At 45.4% G+C, this 22,004-nt stretch carries 18 protein-coding genes; 6 read left to right on the top strand and 12 right to left on the bottom strand.

The annotated features are described in order from the left end of the window. Position 1: 1 nt before the first annotated feature. Positions 2-703 (bottom strand): SGNH/GDSL hydrolase family protein, encoded by a 702-nt coding sequence (locus DXN04_RS24690; RefSeq protein WP_116856083.1) that lies wholly within the window; start codon positions 701-703, stop codon positions 2-4. 132 nt (positions 704-835) lie between these two features. Between DXN04_RS24690 and icd the strand changes: the two genes are divergently transcribed. Together icd and DXN04_RS24680 are read left to right on the top strand one after the other, a co-directional pair. Beyond that, a complete protein-coding gene (gene icd, locus DXN04_RS24685; protein ID WP_116856082.1) occupies positions 836-2,101 on the top strand; it encodes an NADP-dependent isocitrate dehydrogenase in 1,266 nt (421 codons plus the stop codon). Between the two features lie 256 nt (positions 2,102-2,357). Beyond that, positions 2,358-3,590 (top strand): NADP-dependent isocitrate dehydrogenase, encoded by a 1,233-nt coding sequence (locus DXN04_RS24680; RefSeq protein ID WP_116856081.1) that lies wholly within the window; start codon positions 2,358-2,360, stop codon positions 3,588-3,590. Positions 3,591-3,721: 131 nt separating this feature from the next. Here the strand turns inward: DXN04_RS24680 and DXN04_RS24675 are convergent, their stop codons facing one another. The 4 genes from DXN04_RS24675 to DXN04_RS24660 all read right to left on the bottom strand — a co-directional run bounded on the left by DXN04_RS24675 (position 3,722) and on the right by DXN04_RS24660 (position 9,139). Next, the gene (locus DXN04_RS24675) at positions 3,722-5,380 is read right to left on the bottom strand and encodes a L,D-transpeptidase family protein (protein ID WP_116856080.1); all 1,659 of its coding nucleotides are present in this window, start codon (positions 5,378-5,380) and stop codon (positions 3,722-3,724) included. Between the two features lie 544 nt (positions 5,381-5,924). Then, complete coding sequence (locus DXN04_RS24670; protein ID WP_116856079.1) at positions 5,925-6,140, bottom strand: hypothetical protein; 216 nt, start codon at positions 6,138-6,140, stop codon at positions 5,925-5,927. Positions 6,141-6,288: 148 nt separating this feature from the next. After that, entirely contained in the window at positions 6,289-8,256 is a 1,968-nt protein-coding gene (locus DXN04_RS24665; RefSeq protein WP_147320057.1) for a putative porin, read from the bottom strand. 61 nt (positions 8,257-8,317) lie between these two features. Next, the gene (locus DXN04_RS24660; RefSeq protein ID WP_116856077.1) at positions 8,318-9,139 is read right to left on the bottom strand and encodes a purine-nucleoside phosphorylase; all 822 of its coding nucleotides are present in this window, start codon (positions 9,137-9,139) and stop codon (positions 8,318-8,320) included. 284 nt (positions 9,140-9,423) lie between these two features. On the opposite strand from DXN04_RS24660, the gene sucC reads away from it, so the two are divergent. Both sucC and DXN04_RS24650 read left to right on the top strand, forming a co-directional pair. After that, positions 9,424-10,638 (top strand): ADP-forming succinate--CoA ligase subunit beta, encoded by a 1,215-nt coding sequence (sucC, locus tag DXN04_RS24655; RefSeq protein WP_116856076.1) that lies wholly within the window; start codon positions 9,424-9,426, stop codon positions 10,636-10,638. A gap of 432 nt (positions 10,639-11,070) precedes the next feature. Further along, positions 11,071-12,069 (top strand): DUF4407 domain-containing protein, encoded by a 999-nt coding sequence (locus DXN04_RS24650; protein WP_116856075.1) that lies wholly within the window; start codon positions 11,071-11,073, stop codon positions 12,067-12,069. On the opposite strand, the gene DXN04_RS24645 is transcribed toward DXN04_RS24650, so the two are convergent. The 5 genes from DXN04_RS24645 to DXN04_RS24625 form a co-directional block, all read right to left on the bottom strand. Continuing rightward, positions 12,066-12,686, bottom strand: coding sequence for a SprT-like domain-containing protein (locus DXN04_RS24645; RefSeq protein ID WP_116856074.1), 621 nt, complete (start codon positions 12,684-12,686; stop codon positions 12,066-12,068). The genes DXN04_RS24650 and DXN04_RS24645 overlap by 4 nt on opposite strands. 5 nt (positions 12,687-12,691) lie before the next feature. After that, positions 12,692-13,078, bottom strand: coding sequence for a hypothetical protein (locus DXN04_RS24640; RefSeq protein WP_116856073.1), 387 nt, complete (start codon positions 13,076-13,078; stop codon positions 12,692-12,694). Continuing rightward, a complete protein-coding gene (locus DXN04_RS35880) occupies positions 13,071-13,301 on the bottom strand; it encodes an AtpZ/AtpI family protein (protein WP_116856072.1) in 231 nt (76 codons plus the stop codon). The genes DXN04_RS24640 and DXN04_RS35880 overlap by 8 nt, the downstream gene beginning before the upstream one ends. Then, the gene (locus tag DXN04_RS24630) at positions 13,258-13,704 is read right to left on the bottom strand and encodes a bactofilin family protein (protein ID WP_116856071.1); all 447 of its coding nucleotides are present in this window, start codon (positions 13,702-13,704) and stop codon (positions 13,258-13,260) included. Before DXN04_RS24630 ends, DXN04_RS35880 begins: the two co-directional genes overlap by 44 nt. A 166-nt stretch (positions 13,705-13,870) precedes the next feature. Next, positions 13,871-14,275 carry a hypothetical protein gene (locus DXN04_RS24625; protein WP_116856070.1) on the bottom strand — a complete coding sequence of 135 codons (405 nt, stop codon included), beginning with the start codon at positions 14,273-14,275 and terminating at the stop codon, positions 13,871-13,873. Between the two features lie 263 nt (positions 14,276-14,538). On the opposite strand from DXN04_RS24625, the gene porW reads away from it, so the two are divergent. After that, positions 14,539-17,628, top strand: coding sequence for a type IX secretion system periplasmic lipoprotein PorW/SprE (gene porW / locus DXN04_RS24615; protein ID WP_116856068.1), 3,090 nt, complete (start codon positions 14,539-14,541; stop codon positions 17,626-17,628). A gap of 192 nt (positions 17,629-17,820) precedes the next feature. Continuing rightward, positions 17,821-20,187, top strand: coding sequence for a transglycosylase domain-containing protein (locus DXN04_RS24610; RefSeq protein ID WP_116856067.1), 2,367 nt, complete (start codon positions 17,821-17,823; stop codon positions 20,185-20,187). A 44-nt stretch (positions 20,188-20,231) separates the two neighbouring features. Here the strand turns inward: DXN04_RS24610 and DXN04_RS24605 are convergent, their stop codons facing one another. Both DXN04_RS24605 and DXN04_RS24600 read right to left on the bottom strand, forming a co-directional pair. Further along, positions 20,232-21,158: a M20/M25/M40 family metallo-hydrolase gene (locus DXN04_RS24605; protein ID WP_116856066.1), complete on the bottom strand. Its 927-nt coding sequence runs from the start codon at positions 21,156-21,158 to the stop codon at positions 20,232-20,234. Positions 21,159-21,451: 293 nt separating this feature from the next. Beyond that, positions 21,452-21,907: a cysteine peptidase family C39 domain-containing protein gene (locus DXN04_RS24600; protein ID WP_158569136.1), complete on the bottom strand. Its 456-nt coding sequence runs from the start codon at positions 21,905-21,907 to the stop codon at positions 21,452-21,454. Between the last annotated feature and the right edge of the window lie 97 nt (positions 21,908-22,004).

Raw genomic sequence — 22,004 nt, 5'->3', positions numbered from 1 at the left:
TTTAATAAGCTGGTGGCGGTGCCAGCATAGCTTTGAGGATAATAGACAGTTTTGCCGCCCACATGCCCATTTCCTGGCCGGAGTAATGCAACTGATCTTTTGCCAGCAGGTGCTCCGGATCCTGCATCACCTCGCGGGTATCGGCAGTGATATCCAGGTATTTTACCTTATGTTTCTTTGCAATCGCTTTATTGGCTTCGTTGTACAGGTCTATCTGCCCTGCTATGTCATCCCGGTCACGGCCTTCGGCATACGGGGTCACGCCCCAGTCAGGCACGGAGAGGACTACTACCCGGTTAGCTTTTCCGCCGGCATAGGCAATGGCCCTTTCCAGGAGTTTGGTAAACCAGGGTTTATAGCTTTCTACCGGAAAGCCCCTATACTGATCGTTCACTCCTATCAGCAGGGTTACGATATCGTAGGTTTCGTTGATAGGGTTTGCTGTCAGCTCATCGTTGAGTTCGATGGTAGTCCAGCCGGTTTTGGCCACTATTTTGGGGTCAGCCACCTGTATTCCACTGTTTTTCAGAATCTTAACGGTCTGAACAGGGAAACGGTCGTTTTCCCCTACCCCTTCACCAATGGTATAACTATCGCCCAGGGCTAAGTATGTATACACGGTAGTATCGTTTGGAGTCGTCATGGGTTTTGCTTTAAGCTGTAAGGTGAGGAACAAAAAGCAAATTAAAAATAATTTGTACATAGGGATAGTTTTTAAACTGTTAGCGGGTTCCTGTTGAAGAATCGCTGGTTTAACATTCTGTTTCGGTCATTAATTAGTACCTTTGCGCTCGAATATTTTACAAAATTACGAACACGTAAAGAAACTAGTTTTATGCCGGCAGAAAAAATATCAATGACCAATGGCCAGTTATCGGTTCCTGACAATCCCATTATTCCTTTTATTGAAGGTGATGGTATCGGGCCGGATATCTGGGCTGCCAGCGTGCGTGTATTTGACGCCGCTGTCGAAAAGGCCTATGGTGGAAAAAGAAAGATAGAATGGAAAGAGGTACTGGCGGGAGAAAAAGCCTTCCAGCAGACGGGTGAATGGCTGCCGAAAGCAACGCTGGAAGCCTTCAAAGAATATCTGGTTTCTATCAAAGGACCGCTGTCTACCCCGGTAGGTGGTGGTATCCGTTCACTGAACGTAGCAATGCGCCAGGAACTGGATCTGTATGCCTGCGTACGTCCTGTACGTTGGTTCGACAAGGTGCCTTCTCCGGTTAAGCACCCTGAGAAAGTAGACATGGTCATTTTCCGCGAAAACACGGAAGATATCTATGCCGGTATCGAATATATGTATGGTACACCAGAAGCTGAAAAGCTGCTGAAGTTCCTGCAGGAAGAAATGGGTGTAAAGAAAATCCGTTTCCCTGAAACTTCTTCCCTGGGTATCAAGCCGGTTTCCAAAGAAGGTACTGAGCGCCTGGTACGTGCAGCTCTCAAGTATGCACTGGAAAAGAAACTGCCTTCCCTGACACTGGTTCACAAAGGTAACATCATGAAATTCACCGAAGGTGGTTTCAAAAACTGGGGTTATGAACTGGCTGTACGTGAATTTGGCGAGCAGGTTTATACCTGGGAACAATGGGAAGCTACCAAGAAAGAGAAAGGTGAAGAAGAAGCTAACAAAGAACTGGCTGTAGCCACTGCACATAAGAAACTGATCGTTAAAGATGTGATCGCTGACAACTTCCTGCAGCAGATTCTGCTGGCACCACAGGATTACTCAGTGGTAGCTACCCTGAACCTGAATGGTGACTACATTTCTGATGCCCTGGCAGCAGCTGTAGGTGGTATCGGTATCGCACCAGGTGCGAATATCAACTACCTGACCGGTCATGCAGTGTTCGAAGCTACACACGGTACCGCACCTCGTTTTGCTAATACCAATACCATGAACCCCAGCTCTGTGATCCTGAGTGGTGTAATGATGCTGGAATACATGGGCTGGAATGAAGCTGCTAACATGATCGTACAAGGTCTGAGCACAGCTATCGCGCGTAAGCGTGTAACCATCGACTTCTACAAATTGATGGACGATGCAACCCTGGTGAAAACCAGCGAGTTTGCGGATGAAGTGATTAAGCACCTGTAACAAAGGTCAGTTTATAAGTTTTTAAGGGGCTGGCTAAGAGGCGATGAGCTTTTTAGCCGGCCCTTGGTGACTATTGGAAAGTGTTTAATGCGGCTTTGGGGCTTCGCTTAAATGCCTACAGGTAAAGGAGTTATTATAAGCGTTGACTGTACTTAAACTTAACACAACACTCCCTTACATCGAAAAACTTGTAAATTGTTCCCACTTATTGTATATTTCGCGATTACTCGTAACTATTTAAAAATCAAACCCGAAAATGGCAGAAAAAATTAAAGTCACAAATCCTGTCGTAGAACTCGATGGAGATGAGATGACCAGGATCATCTGGAAATTTATTAAAGACAAACTGATACTTCCTTATCTTGACGTTGAAATTAAATACTTCGATCTTGGCATGGAGCACCGTGATGCGACCAATGACCAGGTTACTATAGATGCTGCGAACGCGATCAGAGAGGTGGGTGTAGGTATTAAATGTGCTACCATCACTCCTGACGAGGCTCGTGTAAAAGAGTTCAATCTGAAACAGATGTGGAAGTCACCAAACGGTACTATCCGTAACATCCTGGATGGTACAGTTTTCCGTGAGCCAATCGTTACTTCAAACGTACCACGCCTGGTTCCTAACTGGACTGCTCCTATCTGCATCGGCCGTCACGCTTTTGGTGACCAGTACCGTGCTACTGACTTCGTTGTAAAAGGTAAGGGTAAACTGACTATCAAGTTTGAAGGTGAAAATGGTGAAGTAATCGAGCATGAAGTGTACAACTTCAAAGGCGATGGCGTAGCGCTGGCTATGTACAACACCGACGAATCTATCAAGGGCTTTGCACGTGCATGTTTCAACCAGGCACTGATCAAGAAATGGCCTTTGTACCTGAGTACCAAGAACACCATCCTGAAGAAATATGATGGTCGTTTCAAAGATATCTTCGAAGAAATTTATCAGCAGGAATTCAAAGCTAAGTTTGATGCAGCTGGTCTGACTTACGAGCATCGCCTGATCGATGACATGGTAGCCAGCGCACTGAAATGGAATGGTAACTTTGTATGGGCTTGTAAGAACTATGATGGTGACGTACAGTCTGATACCGTTGCACAAGGTTTTGGTTCACTGGGTCTGATGACTTCTACCCTGGTTACCCCTGATGGTAAAGTAATGGAAGCAGAAGCTGCTCACGGTACTGTAACCCGTCACTATCGTGATCACCAGGCTGGTAAGCCAACTTCTACTAACCCGATTGCATCTATCTTTGCATGGACAAGAGGTTTGGAATTCAGAGGTCGTCTTGATAATAATCAGGCGCTGATTGATTTCTGTCATGCACTGGAGCAGGTTTGTGTGGAGGTTGTAGAGAGTGGAAAGATGACGAAAGATTTGGCTGTTTGTATTCACGGTAATAAAGTTGAACACGGAAAGCATTATCTTTACACTGAAGAATTCCTGACGGCATTGGATGATGCACTGAAGGTAAAACTGGGTAAATAATTACGCCACACGTTTGCAATACTGATATGAGACGACGTCCTTCCTTTGTGGGAGGACGTTGTTACTTTATAGAAGTTTGTTTTTAACAGGGCAAAAAAATGGGGCTTTTACCTTCGGTAAAAGCCCCATTTTTATAAGGACATTAATTTTTTCAGCACTTTATCTTCCCCATAAATGTCTTCGTAAAACATCATCTGGCCGTCCTTACCTTCGGCGGTATAATACCTTAAGTAAATAGGGATGCTATGCGACAGATCGATCTGTTTCTTCTGCCCTTTATCCAGCCAGGCGCGTACACTGTCTCTTTTGAATCGTTTATCATCTTTAATCAGGTACATCGCCAGACTATCCCATTGCTGAATACGCACACAACCATGGCTCATAGCACGGTAGGAATTTCTGAACAATCCCCTGTTGTTTGTATCGTGCAGGTATACAGCGTATTTATTAAAGAAATTAAATTTCATGATCCCTAACGAGTTTTCCAGGCCATCCATTTGTCTCAATACATAAGGGAAATAGTTCTTGCTGAACTTTTTCCAGGGTACACTATCCGGGTTCACTGCATTGCCATCCTTATCTATTACTTCCAGGTTCTTTTTCGCCAGGTAATGGGGATCTTTCTGAATGGCGGGCAGCATTTCTTTGATGGAAATACTGAAGGGTACACGCCAGTAAGGATACATCACGAAGTTAGACAACCTGGAATTCAGCAGCGGTGTGCGTGTACGGGGTGCACCGACTATGACACGGGAATCAAGTACGACCTGGCCACTATCCCACACCATCATATGGTAGCCGGGTATATTTACAAAGATGTAGCGGTTGGGTAATGAATCCGGCCATTTGCGCCAGCGGTCAAGGTTTACAGCGGCTTGTATCATCCAGTCATGATAGGATTTATTCATCACCTGGATGGTTTTCTTACCTGCCTGTCCGTCTTCAAATAAGCAAAACTCTTTCTGAAAAGCTTTCACACCTTCTCTCAGCAATGCGGTATCGGAACCATGTCCGTTGGCAGTATCTACATGACCTGTCTGTACCAGGCGGTTTAGCACCAGTTGTTTGAATGCCGGTGTATCCACATAGGCAGTGGGCAGTGAATCCCAATGTAAGGATTGATATTTTGCTTTGAAATTGAGGAGGGCTGCTTTCAGGGAATGATAACCTTCGTAAGCTGGTTCCAGCTGGTGAAAGGTGCCTGCGATGTTATTGTCTTTTATTGCGGTGCTAAGCAGTTGTACGAGTGCAGAATCTGTGAGTACAGAATCAGGACGTAAGGTAATACTGTCGCGCGGCGCGATGCCATAACGGAGATGGCTAGCCATTTTCATAAAGGCATCTGTCATCATCACATCTACTTCTGCCAGCAGTGCCGCGTCTTTGCCGGAACCGGTAGCGGCATGGAGTTGCTGTATGGCAGTATCCAGTGCGCCCTGATGATAAATACCTGCTGGTAATCCTACTTCGTCGGCATGGTCAATGAAATACAACATAGAATCCGCAGCGGGGATCAGTTGTCCATCTACAGACCATTTGGCCTGGTTGGCTGCGAGCTGGTAAAAGTACTGTAACGCAGGTACGCTGTGTACGGGCACTTTATCTTCAAGAGTTTTGTTGTCAGCCGTGTAGCTGAGTCGTTCACCTATTTGTTCCGGTACTACTTCACCTAATTCTTTTACGTCTCTCACTATTTCTCTTTTCCGGAGCTCCCGCTTCTGATGGCAGGAAAACAATGCAAACGATGCTACAAGACATAGCAGTATGTCCCTTACAAACTTATACTTCATTGGCGTTTGAAACAATTAATTAAAGGTACGTATTTGAAAATATTTTTATAGAAGTTATTGACGGGGTCGTAATAATACTACAAATTTGATGCTAACATATCCATGGGGGTTAATTAAAATGCTGATTTACTTACAACAGTTTTTCTTCACAAATAAAGACTGTATGAATTTTAATATTGACACAACTACTTTCATCCTTTCTTCATTAATGCATTAAGAATTCGAACTTCACTACAAAGGTATAATTTAAAAATAAAAAGCTGGTTCGCATGGGGTTTAATTTTGAATTAAAATTAAGCCAGTTGCAGGCATAGCAAATTCCCGCGTACTTGTCTCAGGCAAATGCGCGGGTATTTGTAAAAAGCCAAAAAGGCCCTTAAAGCAGCATTGCAATGCACTTTGTATACAGCACAAAGCACTTACATTACTGCTTTTATAAAGTCAATAACAAGTCAACGCGGAAATTAAAAATGAGTTATTTCATTGGAGATGGTATGGGGCAAAAAGGGTCAGGATTCTCTGATAATGGTGGCGATGTCTATTACTATTTCTCTTCATGATTTTCCTCGATCTGATCAGCGATTGCTAATAACAGAGACATACTGGCTACTTTGGTAGCTTCTGCACGTACGTGCCCATCGAGATCGTGTTCAAAAAATACATCACTGCCATTCAGATTAACTTTAAAGCGGGGGGAATGCCCGTTAATCGGTTGAACTGAGTATCTGTTCCTGTTGTAAACTACTGTAAATGCCTTCATAATTATTCCATTTTACAAGTAAGTTAAACAAATCTTACGCCAGTTGAACGCAGTTGTGGAAAAAAAAGAGGGCATAAACGCGCTAAAACGGTTTATGCCCTTATTTTAGTAATATACTAATTATCAATCCGTTACACTACTACTAATTTTAGTTTACGAACCACCAACGTAACCCCAGTCTGAATTGGAAGTTATTGTAAGGATAATGCGGTCCGGCGAAATTATTTGTAGCAAAAAAGGTGTTCAGGTTCTCGGTTCTAATGAAAGCATTGAACGATTTGATACGGAAATGGAGGAAAGCGGCCAGGTCAGGTGCATAATATTGAACTTTTTGGGTAGTCTGATACACAAATTGACCGATGATGGGAGAGTAATCGTCTGCATCATAGGCTGTCATGTATTTTGCCTCTACGCCCACCATCAGATTCAGGTTGTTAAACAGCCTGTTTTCGTAGGCGATGCGGTGACGGGTCCAAAGGGTTGGAATATTCACCGGTGCTGTACCGTGTACCTGCTGGAAGGTGAAATCTGCATACCAGTTCCAGTGTCTCCAGGTGAACTTCTTGCTGAACATGATTTCCAGCATATTGAAGATCGCGTCTGCCTGTGCACTCTTATAGTAACTACTCATATAGGTGTAATTGCCGATGATGTAGTAGTTGACTGTCAGGTTGTACTTCAGCTTTGGATTGTCTGCGATGAACTGTAATTTAGAGATATTTTCCTTTGCCAGGTTGCTGTTATACCAGCTGTCGTAGTTACTCGAAAAATACTTGTATACATACGAAGGCTCCCTGTTTACGTTCGAGAAGGCCAGTTTTACATTTCCCAGGGTTGGGTTCAGGTACCTGCTTAGCATACCACTCACGCTGTAATCCCCCTGGTTCTCCCCTGCCATGTACAATTCGCCCAGGGCCTGGAAGTCCCATTTCTGGTTTTTGGTCTTATTACGGTATTCCCCGTGCAGGGCCAGGTTGCTAAACTTAATATCTGAATCCAGGAACGTACCTGTGGTATTCTCGATCCTCGCCCCTGCTGTGATGAAGTGGGCCTGGTTGCCCCTGATGGGAAATTGTACCAGGGAGAGATCGTTGGAAATCGTTCTGAAATTGTGCTGTGCCCTGATGGTATCGCCGGAATAAGCCCAGCCATAATGCGTAGTATAGAAAAACGTATCTGGTGTGGGATCCAGGTATGCTACCTGGTCTTTATTCAGTTTGAAGGTGTATTGCACCCTGAATACCGGATCAAATTTATATACGTCTGTCGTATCGTTCACATGGATGGTATCTCCTTTTCCCCAGTCGTAGGACTGCATGAAGAGGAAGCCTGCCTGGTCGATTGAGCTCTTCACCGGGATGGTAGAGTTAAAAAGACTGCTGGTGGTGCTGGCATCATTTCCCAGGTTTACGTCGATAGTTTTACGCTGACTATAGCGGGGATTGTCCAGGTCATCATCGTTCCTGATACCACCGTTTTCACCGTTTGCATACTTGTTATAGAAGTAACTGAGAGTGGCATTGTAGCGTTTATCCCTGGAGTTGTACCTGCCTGTAAGCCGGTAAATGTTGTGATTCGTGGTTTGAGAGCGGAAGTAGCCGGGGGCATAGATCTTCTGGTACTCGAACCCGAAATTGAACCTGTCAGTACGGTTCTGGGTATGCAGAACGCCCAGCTGTTGTTCCTGCTGGCTGCCAATCATATAATTCAGTTCCGAATAGGGGCGGTTTGTATAGTAGATCCTTGCGTTGTCATGATTGAAACCGTAAGGGTCAAAGCTATGAAAACCGGCATCGAAACCTGCCGTCATACGTGGCGTGAAGGCCACCGGGCGTGCCGGCGAGCCATTATTGCCCAGGTAAATGTAGTTCGCGGGCACTCTCAGAAAGGGGCCATTGAAATCGGCGATCGAGGAGTCCATTTTATAGTCAGTGGGTTCTCCCAATCTCCGGTAAGTGATGGTCAGGGTGTCCGGCGCCTGATTCTTAGAGCTGGAGTCCTTTGTCGTCCGGGAGCTACTGCCACCGCTGCCCATGTTACTGAAACGGCTGGTGATCTGCGCCTTTACCTGCGACATTATGACCAACAATAAAAACGTAATAATAAATGACCGCATTCTATGTTTTGTTTCCTGCTTCTTTTGTGCTAGCTGAAAAGTGTGCAATTTATGTAAAACCTTATAACACGCTGATCAGTTCCCTGAAAATAAGTGTTAATTTCGGTTCTGCTGCGTTGGCAGCTTCCAGCACTTCTTCGTGGGTGATCACGTTTTCTTCTTCACGGATGCCGATATCAGTGATCACGCTCATGGCAAATACCTTCATACTACTGTGCATAGCCACGATTACTTCGGGTACGGTGCTCATACCTACTGCATCGCCCCCGATGTTTGCCATATACTGATATTCAGCCCTGGTTTCGAAGGTAGGGCCCTGTACACCTACGTATACACCGGTATGTACCTGGATGTTATTGTTTGCAGCGATCTCTTTTGCCCTGGCGATCAACGCCTTGGAATAAGGTTCGCTCATATCAGGGAAACGGGGACCTAATTCAGCAATATTTGGGCCACGCAGTGGGTGTTCCGGCTGGAGGTTGATATGATCACGGATGATCATGAGATCACCGACTTTGAAAGCGCGGTTCATACCACCAGCGGCATTGGAAACGAGTAAAGTCTTCACACCAAGGGCTTTAAAGACCCTTACAGGGAAGGTTACCTGCTGCATGGAGAATCCTTCATAATAATGAAAACGACCTGCCATAGCTACTACGGGGCGACCATTCATTCTGCCCAGGACCAGGCGGCCACGATGCCCTTCGACGGTCGAGGTAGGGAAATGGGGAATTTCATTGTAAGGAATTTCGATGGCTTCCGAAATTTCACCGGCCAGGTTACCCAATCCACTTCCCAGAATAATACCTACCTCAGGAGTCAGAGACCATATTTTTTTAATATAGTCCGAAGCAGCAGCTATTTGTTGTAACAGATCACTCATTTTTTGAAAATAATTATAGTTTTATGGTGCTGATCCCTGTCATGTTTTTTTAAAGGTAGCGGTCATTTTGAAACTGGGCCACATAATGAATAACTACATGATATCCAACGAATCGTGCATTGTCAGCTGACGGTAGTCAGAGATCACTGTCAGGCACACTGCGGTGTTTTATGCTGACGGTTACCTTTTCGACAGGGTTGCGCAAAGTTATTTTTAAATTCACAAAACACTAGGGTTTTATATTTAAATCATAATGCCCTATTTTAGCGGCAAATTTTTATCAGATGAACTTACATGAATACCAGGCTAAAGAACTGTTGAAGAAATACAATGTTCCGGTACAGGAAGGGATTCCGGTTGATACTCCGGAAGCGGCGGCTGAAGCGTACAAACAATTGAAGGTACAGTATGGTAATGAGTTTGCAGTGGTAAAGGCACAGATACATGCCGGTGGACGTGGTAAAGGTACCATTCGTGGTAAAGAGCAGCGTGGTGTAGCTGTTGGTAAAAATGCGGAAGACGTAAAAACAATTGCCGGAAACATCCTTGGCGGCGTACTGGTAACCATCCAGACCGGTGAGGCCGGCAAACTGGTAAATAAAGTACTGGTGGCTCAGGACGTGTATTATCCTGGTCCTAACCCCGTTAAAGAATTATACCTTTCAATCCTGCTGGATCGTGCAAAAGGTCAGAACGTAATCATGTACTCCACTGAAGGTGGTATGGACATTGAAGAGGTTGCTCACAAAACTCCTGAGAAAATCTTCAAGGAGTGGGTACAGCCTAACATGACCCTGCAAGGTTTCCAGGCAAGAAAGATCGCTTTCAACTTCGGTCTGAGCGGTGAAGCATTCAAAAACATGGTGAAGTTTGTAACTAACCTGTACAATGCTTATGTAGGTCTGGATGCGAGCATGCTGGAAATCAACCCGCTGTTCAAAACCAGCGATGAGAAAATCATTGCGGTTGACTGTAAACTGAACCTGGATGACAACGCACTGATGCGTCATGCTGATCTGGAAGCACTGCGTGATATTTCTGAAGAAGATCCTACTGAAGTAGAAGCAGGTAAATACAACCTGAACTTTGTGAAACTGGATGGTAACGTAGGTTGTATGGTGAATGGTGCTGGTCTGGCTATGGCGACTATGGATATGATCAAGCTGAGTGGTGGTGAGCCTGCAAACTTCCTGGACGTAGGAGGTACTGCAAATGCAACTACTGTAGAAGCAGGTTTCCGTATCATCCTGAAAGATCCTAAGGTAAAAGCGATCCTGATCAATATCTTCGGTGGTATCGTTCGTTGTGATCGTGTTGCACAGGGTGTAATCGATGCTTACAAATCAATTGGTAACATCACTGTTCCTATCATCGTTCGTCTGCAGGGTACTAATGCTGAAGAAGCTAAGAAACTGATCGAAGAGAGCGGTTTGACAGTACAGTCTGCTATCCTGCTGAGCGAAGCGGCTGCGCTGGTGAACAAGGCGGTGAGCGCGTAATTATAGAAATGACTAAATAGCAATAGCGAAGAAAGCCTCTGGTAAAAACCAGGGGCTTTTTTCACTATAGACCATTGCTATTAGTCATTTCTATAATTACGCCCCAAAATAAAAGCTGGCCGAAGGGCCGGCTTTTATTTTGCTAGCATGGTCGCGCGGGGAGCCTAAAGGCACACGGTGATCATTCCATTACAATTTCAACTTCCCATGGTCGCGCAGGAAGCCTAAAGGCACACGGTGATCATCCCATTACAATTTCCCCCCCATGATCTCGCGGGAGCCTAAAAGCATACAGTGATCACATTTTTTGGCACAATCATCACAATTTCTATTTTTGCCTCCACAAAACCCCTACCTTCATTATCCATCCTCATATTACCTGAAACCCCACAGGTAAAGCATCATTTATTACTATTAAACTCAGTCAAAACAATGAAGCGCATCGGCGATTTCTTCCTGTTCTGCTCAGGGGCACATGTGCCTTTACTCCGGCGTGCACCTACAGAAACCAACAAGTATGGGGGTATTGGAGCAACTATTTTCTTCACCGGTTTACTGGCAGCCTTTTCCGGAGGCTATGCTCTCTGGTGTGTATTCGGTCAGTTATGGTCTACTTTATTATTCGGCGCTATCTGGGGACTCATGATCTTTAACCTGGACAGGTACATTGTATCAGGCATGAAAAAGCGCAACAAGTTCAGTAGTGAATTTTTAATTGCACTACCCAGAATTGTACTTGCGATCCTGATTGCCATCGTGATATCAAAGCCACTGGAGTTACAGGTTTTCGGAAAAGAGATCCGCCAGGAACTCATTATCATGGAACAGCAGGTGTTCAAAACCCAGGAAGAGAATGTCCTCTCCCGTTATCAACATCGCATGAATGAGCTGAACGGAGAAATTACATTGCTGGAAAAAGGCATCCAAACGCAGGCCCTGCGCCGGGATACCCTACAGAAAATTGCCCGGGAAGAAGCAGATGGCACGGGTGGTTCAAAAGTGAAAAACCTTGGTCCTATTTACAAAGCCAAGAAAGCAGATGCTGACAGTGCGGAAATTGCCCTGCAAAGGGTCACGCTTGAAAACGGTGCGCTCATTGCCGGCAAAAGAAAAGAACTGGCGGGGATCGACTCTACTTTCAAAGCCACCCTTGCGCAGCTTGACAGGACACACATTGATGGTCTTGCATCTCAGCTGGATGCCCTGGGACATCTGACAGAAAAAAGTACGCCGGTAAGATGGGCAAACTGGTTTATTACTATTCTGTTCATCACTATTGAAACAGCGCCTGTATTTGTAAAACTCATCTCTGCCCGCGGACCATACGATGATCTGCTGGAAGCACATGAGCATGCGTTCATCATTTACAGGAAAGAAAAAATTGAAAAAAGAGAAAGAGAGTACGAGGGCAGGATGATGGTGGTGCGCTAGGCAGCGATGACTTCCACTTCGTATACAGGGCTAAACAGATACATTCTTTTGGTAGCTACTTCTTCACAACGGTAGCGTTTTCTTACTTTTTCACCTTTCCGGAATATTCTTCCATCCTTTGTTTTGAACAATTGATCCAGCGGCAACTGCTCTACCAGGTAATGATTCTCCTTACGGCGGTCATACCTGGTCAGCACCCGCATCAGGTTATCATCCGCACACGAGCTGGCAGCAGGATTCTGGATACTCTGTCTCAGCGCCGCCTCCACATCTGGTGGCAAGTACCCTTTGCCTACGAACTGCTTCAGGATATTTGAAAACTGGTTCTTCCACTCTTTCCCATGCGAGGGCACCCTGTTACTATACAAATTAAAGGTAGTCAGGTGAGCCATTTCATGCAATAAAGTGATAAGAAATGCGTACTTGTTCAGGTTGCCATTGATGCTGATGCGATGGCCGCCCCGGGAGTCGGGATGGCGATAGTCGCCAAGGATACTGGCTCTTTCGCGGGTAATGGTCAGGTGGACCTTAAATTCCTGGATATAGGCAAGTACCTGCTCAAAGGTACCTTCGGGCAGGTAAGCTGCGAGTGCCTGTAAAGGATGTTCCTGTTTCACGACCTTTATTTTTTTCTTTTGGTCAGCTGTTGCAGGCTAAGGGTTTCAATGACCGTATAGACTACATACAGGAACATGAGTATAAAAATAGTCTCTTTGCTGGTATGGGCGCGGTTCAGTACTACATAGACTGTAATACCCACCAGGCATAGCATCATTTTGCTAAGAGTAGAAGCATAAACCCTGCGCACGAAGGCGTTGTTGTCGGCAGATTGGATGCCTTTGCGGTTCATGCTGTAAGAGAGTCCGGTAATAGCGGCTAACGCCAGGTTGCCTATGAGCAGTACATGCTGATGTACCCCTTTCTCCAGCAACCGGGCATTGAAATAAATAAGCGCGCCATTCAATATGATAAAAAGGCCGATAAGCCTATAGTAAAACCTGTCAGTCATTCCTGCGGGTATCTTTGATGATTTGCCACAAAATTACCGCTAATGCCAGTAAAGAAAAAATGATCATGAAAACAGGAATACGCCATCCTGTTCGCTGGTCAAGTTTATAACCGGCAAACACGGCCAATCCAAGGGAGGCCATCATCTGAAATGCAAGTCCAGCGTAGCGATAAAGCTGATTAGGCTTCCTGGAGGACTTTTTCGGTTGCAACGGATTTTCCATGCTTTTCTTTCTGGTTAGCAGCTGCTACCTCTTCTGGCTCCATGTAACAACGGCCATTGAACTTAGCAGTTGGTTCCATTTCAAAATGAGAGGTGTAAACGTCTCCTTTTACCAGTGCATTACCTTTCAGGAACAGCAGGTCTTCTACTTTGATGATACCTGTTACTTTCCCGATAATGTCTGCACTGTTGCAAACGAGATCACCAATGATTTCTCCTTCTGGTCCTACTACGATCTTAGCTTTTGTAGAAACCAGCCCTTTTACCTGACCGTCGATGCGGATGTCCCCTTCGCATACGATGTCTCCCTGAATAGTGGTTCCACTGCCAATAATGTTTACATTGGAAGTAGGCATTACTGTTTTGCTCTCGCTTCTTGTGTTGCGGTTGTTGTTGCTAAACATAGGATTTTAGGTTTTTCAGCTTTTAACTGATTGTAAGATAGTATTATTTATTTGCGTTTTACTAGTGCCTGCAAATCACATCGTTTAAGAAGTTATTCACATTTTTCCCTAACGGTTGTAGTGTCCCATAGCGTATAAGGATGCCCTAATTTTTTAGTCTTCTACTTTAATAAGTACTGTTATCTACTTTAGGCACTTTTATGGTGGTAGTATCCAGCTTGCTGGTTGAAAAGTCCCCACCGATCACCTGCTTGATATCGTCCAGGTATTTATCACGCGCATTGATAGCAGTCTCCAACGAGTCTGTGCGCATCTTGAGCCTGATAAACTCACGACGCTGTTTCAGATCTCCATAACCCGGAATATAATAACGTAAAGGCGTAAATACGACTGTGGCTACGGTAATGGTTACCAGTAATACGAACAATGTGCTTAAGGCCACATAAACGCTCATCCGTGAGAGTTTGAAAGATGTTACCTCTTCATAGGTATTGTCATTCATAATCACCAGACGGTATTTGTTGCCCACCCGTCCCACATTTCTGCCTTTTTTATCGCGCTTGTTAGCCATATCCGCAATAGAACTTGATATAATTTCTGATAATCAACCGGCTAAAGTTAAACATTTATATTATTTACTATGCAAAAAATTGCAATTTGCCGGAATTCAGGGAGTAAAGGTCGAGCTCCCTGAAGAAAGGTTTGGTAACTTATTCATTCAAAATGACTACCGGGCTTCGCGTGAATCCCTATAAAAAATAATTATCCTATCTTTAAAAATAAAATTCCTAACATCTTAGTTATATATAGTTCAGCCTATACACCCTGGCATCCATGAATATTTGCAGATCATTTTATAAACATATATCATACACCGGCCTGGTATTAGTCCTCATATGCGTATCTAGTCTGCAAAAAGCTCAGGCTCAGCGCAGGGATAGCACGAATGTGAATTCGCGCACTACCTCCCGGAATCCACAGTCACAGTCTCAGACCAAGACTATCCAAAGACCACTGGGGCCTAAGCCCGATGACAGGCGTCCACCCTCAGAAGACCTGGCTAAGAAGAAATGGACTATTAAACGGAAACTGGTACAAAATACTATTTCGCGTTACAACTATTACTTCAATGCGAAAAAGAAACTGCGCCTTGTGACGCACAATGTAAGCCGTACCGGACAGGACAACTATAACTACCTCCTACCCTTCTATCCTTACAGCGCAGCGAACCAGGGCATCAGTAAAGGTGACCTTGACTCTGTGATTGAAAAAGCATCTATCAATATCCAGATTCATGACCCACGCAGTAAATGGATGGATGACAGCTACCTGCTGATTGGGAAGGCCTACTTCTTCCAGGGGGAATGGGATAAGGCCAGCCGTACTTTCAACTTCATTAATACCACTTACCTTCCTAAAAAGAAGAACGAGTATAAATCTGTGGTGGGTTCTGTCGAAAAAGACCAGATCAGCATTGCATCCCGCGAAAAGCGCAAACCACCTATCGGCTGGTTCAAGCATACCTACGCGAGGAACGATGCCTTTGTATGGAATGCAAAGACCAGGATCGAAGAAAATAATTATGACGAAGCACGCTCTATCATCAATGTACTGGATCAGGATCCTTACTTCCCGAAGCGACTGGATGGTGAACTGGCTGAAGTAAAAGCCTATAGCCTGTACAAACAGGGTAAATTCCAGGAAGCCATTGAACCCCTGCAAATTGCAGAGCGCAAGAAGGGTAACAGGGATGAAAAAGCCCGTATGGCTTACATCCTTGGCCAGTTATATACCAATTATAACAAGCCGGATTCTGCCATCGCCATGTATTACCATGTGATCAAAACCAAGCCGGATGAGATGATGGAATTCCAGGCAAGGATTGCGATCAACAAGCTGAAAGCCACCATGCCGGGCGGTTCCCTGGAACAAAGCCTTGCTACCCTGGCGAAGATGGCGAAGAAAGAAAAATACCAGAACTTCCGCGATGCGATTTATTATACCATGGCGCAGCTGGTAGCACCTACAGATAAGGAAGCGGCACTTGGATACCTGCGTCAGTCACTGAAAGCAGGTGCCCTCAGCCCCAACACCATGCAAAAGGCACTCAGCTACAAAATGATTGCCGACATCTATTATGAACAGCGTACCTATCGCTCTGCCAAGAGCTTCTACGACAGTACCGCCGCCGTAATGCCCCCTGAATTCCAGGACTCTGCCGTGGTGAACAAACGTAAAAGGGTATTGACAGATGTAGCGGTGAAAATAGAGGCTATCCAGCTGCAGGACAGCTTACAGCGCATAGCTGCTATGCCGGAGAGCGACCGGAAAATCTTCTTAACGAAACTGGCGGTGCAGATCCGTAAAGATGCGGAAGAAAAGGCAAAGAAGGCGAAAGCTGATTCAGTGGCAGCCCTTGCCGAAGCGATGAACAGTACGAATACCAACAATCCTTTTGCAAACAACGGCATCAATCCCAAGACAGGACAAAAATCAGATCAGGGTGACTGGTACTTCTATAATACTGCCAGCAAGTCATCTGGTTTCCAGGAGTTTAAGCGTAAATGGGGAAATCGGGGCAATACTGATAACTGGCGACGTAGCCAGAACGGTATCGCTGTTGTGAAAGAAAATACAGAGCCGCTGGATGAAAATGGTAATCCTATCAGCCCTGATGGTCAGCCCAGGAAGAAAGCGACTCCGGCAGACAGCACCACTGCCGAAAGCCTGGCCGCCAACCTGCCACTGAACCCGGATGATTTATTGAAATCCAATATCATTGCAGAAGAAGCCTTCTATGACCTGGGTAAACTGTATAGCGACGGCCTGGATAATTTAGACCTCGGTATTGAAACTTACGATACTTTATTGAACAGATATCCACATCACCCGAACAAAACTGAGGTGATCTACTCCCTGTATATCTGGCATAATAAACTGAACCATACTGCTTTAGCTAATACCTACCGCCAGCAGATCATGAGCAGCTACAGCGATTCAAAGTTTGCCAGCATAATCCGTTTCGGCGGCCTGAAAGATGAGAATATCGGCAGGAAACAAGAGATCTCTGCCGCGTATGAGCATGTATATGGTGCTTACCTGGATTGTAACTACGAGACGGCACTGCGCATGAAGAAGGAAGCTGATACGACCTTTGGCCTCAACTTCATGCAGCCGAAATTCGACCTGCTGGAGGCGATGATTATTGCGAAGATGGATACCTGCGAATTTGGTAAACAGGTGATTACAACGGTCATGAATAAGTACCAGAATGACGATGCGGTCTATGCCAAGTCCAAAGAACTGCTGGAAGCCCTGGATAACCGTCCGGCACTGGTCGTATACCTCTCCATGCTGGAACTGGAAAAGAAACCGGAAGCACCGCTGCTGGACGAGGATGTGACAATGATCTACCCATGGCAGCGCCCACATCCTGAGCTGAATGAGGCACAGGTGAAAACAGCGACTGCCGATTCTATCAAACTGGCTGCTGACAATGCGAAACTGAAAATTACGCCATTGCCACCGCCGATGAAGACAAAAGTGATTTACAAACTGGTGGCCGATGCCCCTCATTTTGTAGTCATGTCATTCAATAAACTGACAAAGGCGGCGGTAGATAAATCTGTAGATCAGTTTACCAAATACAATAAGGAGCACCACCCTGACCTGAAGATCCAGGTAGGCAGTTATGTAATGAGTCAGACGGAAGTGTTGCTGATATTCAGGCTCTTCCAGAATGAGGACCGGGCGCTGGACTACTATGACGAGATCAGGCTGGGAGCGCAGAAGATCCTGCCGGAAATGCGGCCTTCGGATTACACGATGTTTATCATTTCAAGGGACAACTTCATCCTCATGAATACCAGGAAAGACCTGGAGGGATATAAGAAGTTCTTCGGAGACAACTATATTACAGAGTAAAAGGGACACATATAATGCTACCCGGGAAATCGCTTTTGCCTAAGGCAAAGGCGATTTTGCTAAGGGGGAAGTAATAAAAAAATTTTTAATAGTTTTGTCTTGCTGTTACACCTGATTCCGGCAAAAAAGGCCCGTAAATTGCTATTAGAGACGAGCAATGCGGGCTGACGCATTTTTAATTCAAAATCTTGTATGAAAAAATCAGTTAAAATATTGTGGCTGACTGTGTTGTCGCTGACGGGAGTGTTCATTTTGCTTTTATTGCTAATCAATTTCCGCATCATCGGTAGCATGCCATCCATGGAGACCCTGGAAAATCCCAGGGCGGCCCTTGCCTCTGAAGTGATTGGGGACGATGGTACTATTCTGGGCAAATATTACCAGGTAGACAGATCGAGTTCTGATTATGATGAAATCTCCAAAAATGTGATTAATGCACTGGTAGCTACCGAAGACGTACGCTTTTACGAACATTCGGGTATTGATCCCTGGGGTACGATTGCGATTCCTTTTTACCTGGCTATTGGTAAAAAAAGAGGTTCCAGCACCATCACTCAGCAGCTGGCACTGAACCTGCAGGCGGATAATGCCGATGTACAGCGTTCGAAGAATACAATAAAAAGAGCCTTCCAGAAAATGCAGGAATGGCTGATTGCTGTAAAACTGGAGAGGAACTTTACAAAAGAAGAGATCATTACCCTCTACCTGAATACGGTACCTTTCGGGGACAACGTATATGGTATTGAAAATGGTGCCCGCACCTTCTTCAGCAAAGATGCAGGTCACCTGTCCATCGAGGAAGCTGCTACCCTGATCGGGATGCTGAAGGGTACAAACCTGTATAATCCCCGCAGAAATCCGGTTACTGCCAAAAATCGCCGTAATACCGTGATTGAACTGATGGAGAAGAATAAGTTCATTACCAGTGCAGAGGCGACTGCTGCGAAGAGCACGCCGATCGTACTGCGTTATAATAAAATTGACCATAATAAAGGGCTTGCTCCTTATTTCCGTGAGGTACTGAGAGATGAATTGAAACAATGGTGTAAAGAGCATAAGAAATCTGACGGGACTGAATATAACCTGTACCGTGACGGTCTGAAGATTTATACAACCATCAACCCACGGATGCAGCTGTATGCAGAAGAAGCGGTGGCTCATCACCTGAAAGACCTGCAAAAAGTCTTTGCACAACAGTCAAATATTAAATCCGGCAGTGCATGGAAAGGGCATGAGAACTTCCTGGAGCGTTATATGAAAGAATCAGACCGTTACCAGAACATGGTGGCATCAGAAATTTCGGAAGACGAGATTAAGAAGTCATTCAACACCCCTACCAAGATGAAGGTATTCTCCTGGAGGAGCTTTACTGAGCCAGATCTGAATGAGATTGATACGGTGATGACTCCGATGGACTCTATTCGCTATATGCGTGCTATTCTGCAGGCTGGTTTCATGGCGATGGACCCTGAGAGTGGTGAGGTAAAGGCATGGGTAGGTGGACCGGATTTCCGCTATTTCAAGAACGATCACGTATTGAAGAGCAAGCGTCAGGTAGGTTCTACCTTCAAACCATTCCTGTATTGCTATGCGATCATGAACGGTATGTCGCCAGGTACAAGTTTGCCTAATGAACCGGTGAGCTTCCCTAAATATAACTGGACCCTGAGCCGCAACTCAGAAGGTAGTGTAGGTGGTAATATTTCTATGGCAGGTGCGCTGGCCAAGTCACTGAACCTGGTATCAGCTTACCTGATCAAGCAGTTAGGCCCGGCAGCAGTAGCGGACTTTGCGAATGAGAAAGTGGGCTTTTCTGTAAAGATTCCTGCTTATCCTTCTATTTGTTTGGGTACGCCTGAGATTCCGCTGTACGATATGTTGCAGGCATATACCATGTTTGCAGCACGCGGTATCATCACCAAGCCAATTTATATTACCCGTATTGAAGATAGAAACGGTAACATCCTGGAGACGACTGCTCCTGAGAAACGTGAGGTGATCAGTGAGAATGAGTCTTATGTGATGACTAAAATGATGGAAGGTGTAACTGGTCCGGGAGGTACATCAGCCCGCCTGCGTTTCCGTTATGGTATCAAAGGGCAGGTAGCTGGTAAGACAGGTACAACGAACGATAACACTGATGGTTGGTTTTTGGGCTTTACGCCTCAGCTGCTGGCGGGTGCGTGGGTAGGTTGTGAGAACAACTTCCTGCATTTCAGTACAACTGCCAATGGTCAGGGTGCAAATACGGGTTTACCGATCTGGGCATATTTCTTCCAGAAACTGTATGCGGATCCTACCCTGAAGATAGATCCGAATGCTACGTTTGCGATTCCGGCGGCGATAGACAGCCAGAATTATACGGATACTGATTCTAATCTGCCTCCGGGTGCGGAAGCGCAGGATCAGGGGAATGGCGCGGCTTCAGATTATATTGATGTGGGAGATTATGGAGAGCCAACGAAACCTGCGGAGAAACCAAAGGAGAAACCGAAAGAAGATAATAATTCACAGCCGCAACCTACGCCGAAGGCGGTGTTGCCACCGAAAAATAACTAAGTATAAAAAAAGCTTTTGTCCTGCGACAAAAGCTTTTTTTTTGACTATTTATCAGCTACGTAATGCAGCTCTTTGTACTTCATGGCATTGTTGATGAGCTGGATGGCCAGTTTCAGGATACCTGATTCTTCTTTTGCTTCCACTTTATCAGCATCGTCAGTTGGCTTGTGGTAGTCGTCGTGCGGGCCTGTATGCAGGAAGATCACCGGAACGCCACTGATATAAAAGTTGTGGTGGTCAGAAGGCCCCTTCCCTGCTCCGTCTGTGAAGAACTTGATGCCGGGCTGTTCTGCGCCTTTGAATACTTCTGGCCATTCATCTGCGGTAGCATAGCCACCGATCCCTAAACCACGTTCTGCATTATAACGGCCGATCATATCCATATTCAGCATGAAGTGTACTTTTTCCAGCGGGAATACGGGGTGAGCTACATAATATTTGGAACCCTGCAGGCCCATTTCTTCACCGCCAAAGGCAATGAACAGGAAATTGAATTGTTCCTGCTGTCCGTTTTTTACAAAGTAGCGGATGAATTCCAGTAAACCGGCCACACCGGAGGCGTTGTCATCGGCACCATTATGGATCTGGCCTTCGGGATACTTGCCATCGAACAGGTGTGCAGTACCGATATGATCGTAGTGTGCACCGATGATAATCGTACGGGGGGCACCGTTATCCAGGTAACCAATTACATTCCTGCCTGGAATATCATGATGCTCTTTGCGATCAAAGGTAAAATCCTGGAAATAGCTGCTCCCATTTGCGGGTTGCAGGCCTAACTTTTTAAACTGTTTCGCGACCCAAACGGCTGCTTTTCTACCGCCTTTTTCATCAGTTCCACGGCCTTTGAGTTTATCGGCGGCGAGGTAGTTGACAGTGCTACGGATACGGGCTTCAGAGGGCAGGTAATCCTGCGCAAAGGCATTTACAAAACAAGAGGTGCTGAACACCAACAATAACAATCGCTTCATTAAGACATGATATATAATGAGACCCCAAAAAAACAGCCCTTACTTTTGCAAGCGGAGGGCTGTTATCAATATAATAAGGCCAAAACTACGTGATAACATTTACTTAGGCATATCACAAATGTGCCATTTATGATGTTAAAAATATATTACAATGGGGTTAATAAAAGCCCCTCCTTATTGAAGGGGCCTTTTTTTCGTACAGCATATAGGGGTTAATTTAACTAATGTGCTTTCATCCAGCCGTGGGTTGGATCCAAAAATTTTGTCCCCCCTTATTTGATACACGACAATTGTTAAAAATCCGGTGGTGAGGGGTCCAGGTACAGCATTATGCCATATTCGCCGTCCTGGGTCCATCCTCTCAGAAAATCTGATTTATCTAAAGTAATCAGTCCAGCCGCGGGGTCGGATACATAAATTTTGTCCCCCCTTATTTTATACACGACAATGAAGCGGCGCTGATCCCAGTACCCAATGCAGGGTAGCAGGTCGAGTGATAACAGGTCAGCCAAAGAAACTTTTGCCCCCAAAGTACCAAAGCCTATTTTTCCGGCGGCATCACCGAGATCCTGCAGTGGGCTGCCACTTTCGGCTGTTGCCCACAGGGATCTTACATATTCAGGTGTAAAATTTTTTCCAAAATGCGTACTTAGTATATGCAAACAGGCAGGGCCGTCGTCTGTTTTGCCCCGTTGTTTACAATGGGGAAATGGATGTTTTTTACTCTGCGGATTTGAAGTTTGAATCATATCCATGAGTCTTTTTGCAGGTGATTGGGTAATTATCTAACAATGATGAAAGGCCGGCTATTCTTTTGGTTGTACAGGTGCGTGCACCTGCAATCGT

It is taken from the genome of Chitinophaga silvisoli (assembly GCF_003412465.1).
In the GTDB taxonomy this organism is placed as follows: Bacteria; Bacteroidota; Bacteroidia; order Chitinophagales; family Chitinophagaceae; genus Chitinophaga; species Chitinophaga silvisoli.
The sequence above is the reverse complement of the archived record's forward strand: the minus strand, read 5'-3'. Positions and strand labels throughout refer to the sequence as shown.

What these genes read in the sequence shown, in the direction of transcription:
- DXN04_RS24690 (WP_116856083.1), bottom strand. Translation starts at nt 703, where the DNA reads ATGTACAAATTATTTTTAATTTGCTTTTTGTTCCTCACCTTACAGCTT.
- icd (WP_116856082.1), top strand. Translation starts at nt 836, where the DNA reads ATGCCGGCAGAAAAAATATCAATGACCAATGGCCAGTTATCGGTTCCT.
- DXN04_RS24680 (WP_116856081.1), top strand. Translation starts at nt 2,358, where the DNA reads ATGGCAGAAAAAATTAAAGTCACAAATCCTGTCGTAGAACTCGATGGA.
- DXN04_RS24675 (WP_116856080.1), bottom strand. Translation starts at nt 5,380, where the DNA reads ATGAAGTATAAGTTTGTAAGGGACATACTGCTATGTCTTGTAGCATCG.
- DXN04_RS24670 (WP_116856079.1), bottom strand. Translation starts at nt 6,140, where the DNA reads ATGAAGGCATTTACAGTAGTTTACAACAGGAACAGATACTCAGTTCAA.
- DXN04_RS24665 (WP_147320057.1), bottom strand. Translation starts at nt 8,256, where the DNA reads ATGCGGTCATTTATTATTACGTTTTTATTGTTGGTCATAATGTCGCAG.
- DXN04_RS24660 (WP_116856077.1), bottom strand. Translation starts at nt 9,139, where the DNA reads ATGAGTGATCTGTTACAACAAATAGCTGCTGCTTCGGACTATATTAAA.
- sucC (WP_116856076.1), top strand. Translation starts at nt 9,424, where the DNA reads ATGAACTTACATGAATACCAGGCTAAAGAACTGTTGAAGAAATACAAT.
- DXN04_RS24650 (WP_116856075.1), top strand. Translation starts at nt 11,071, where the DNA reads ATGAAGCGCATCGGCGATTTCTTCCTGTTCTGCTCAGGGGCACATGTG.
- DXN04_RS24640 (WP_116856073.1), bottom strand. Translation starts at nt 13,078, where the DNA reads ATGACTGACAGGTTTTACTATAGGCTTATCGGCCTTTTTATCATATTG.
- DXN04_RS35880 (WP_116856072.1), bottom strand. Translation starts at nt 13,301, where the DNA reads ATGGAAAATCCGTTGCAACCGAAAAAGTCCTCCAGGAAGCCTAATCAG.
- DXN04_RS24630 (WP_116856071.1), bottom strand. Translation starts at nt 13,704, where the DNA reads ATGTTTAGCAACAACAACCGCAACACAAGAAGCGAGAGCAAAACAGTA.
- DXN04_RS24625 (WP_116856070.1), bottom strand. Translation starts at nt 14,275, where the DNA reads ATGGCTAACAAGCGCGATAAAAAAGGCAGAAATGTGGGACGGGTGGGC.
- porW (WP_116856068.1), top strand. Translation starts at nt 14,539, where the DNA reads ATGAATATTTGCAGATCATTTTATAAACATATATCATACACCGGCCTG.
- DXN04_RS24610 (WP_116856067.1), top strand. Translation starts at nt 17,821, where the DNA reads ATGAAAAAATCAGTTAAAATATTGTGGCTGACTGTGTTGTCGCTGACG.
- DXN04_RS24605 (WP_116856066.1), bottom strand. Translation starts at nt 21,158, where the DNA reads ATGAAGCGATTGTTATTGTTGGTGTTCAGCACCTCTTGTTTTGTAAAT.
- DXN04_RS24600 (WP_158569136.1), bottom strand. Translation starts at nt 21,907, where the DNA reads ATGATTCAAACTTCAAATCCGCAGAGTAAAAAACATCCATTTCCCCAT.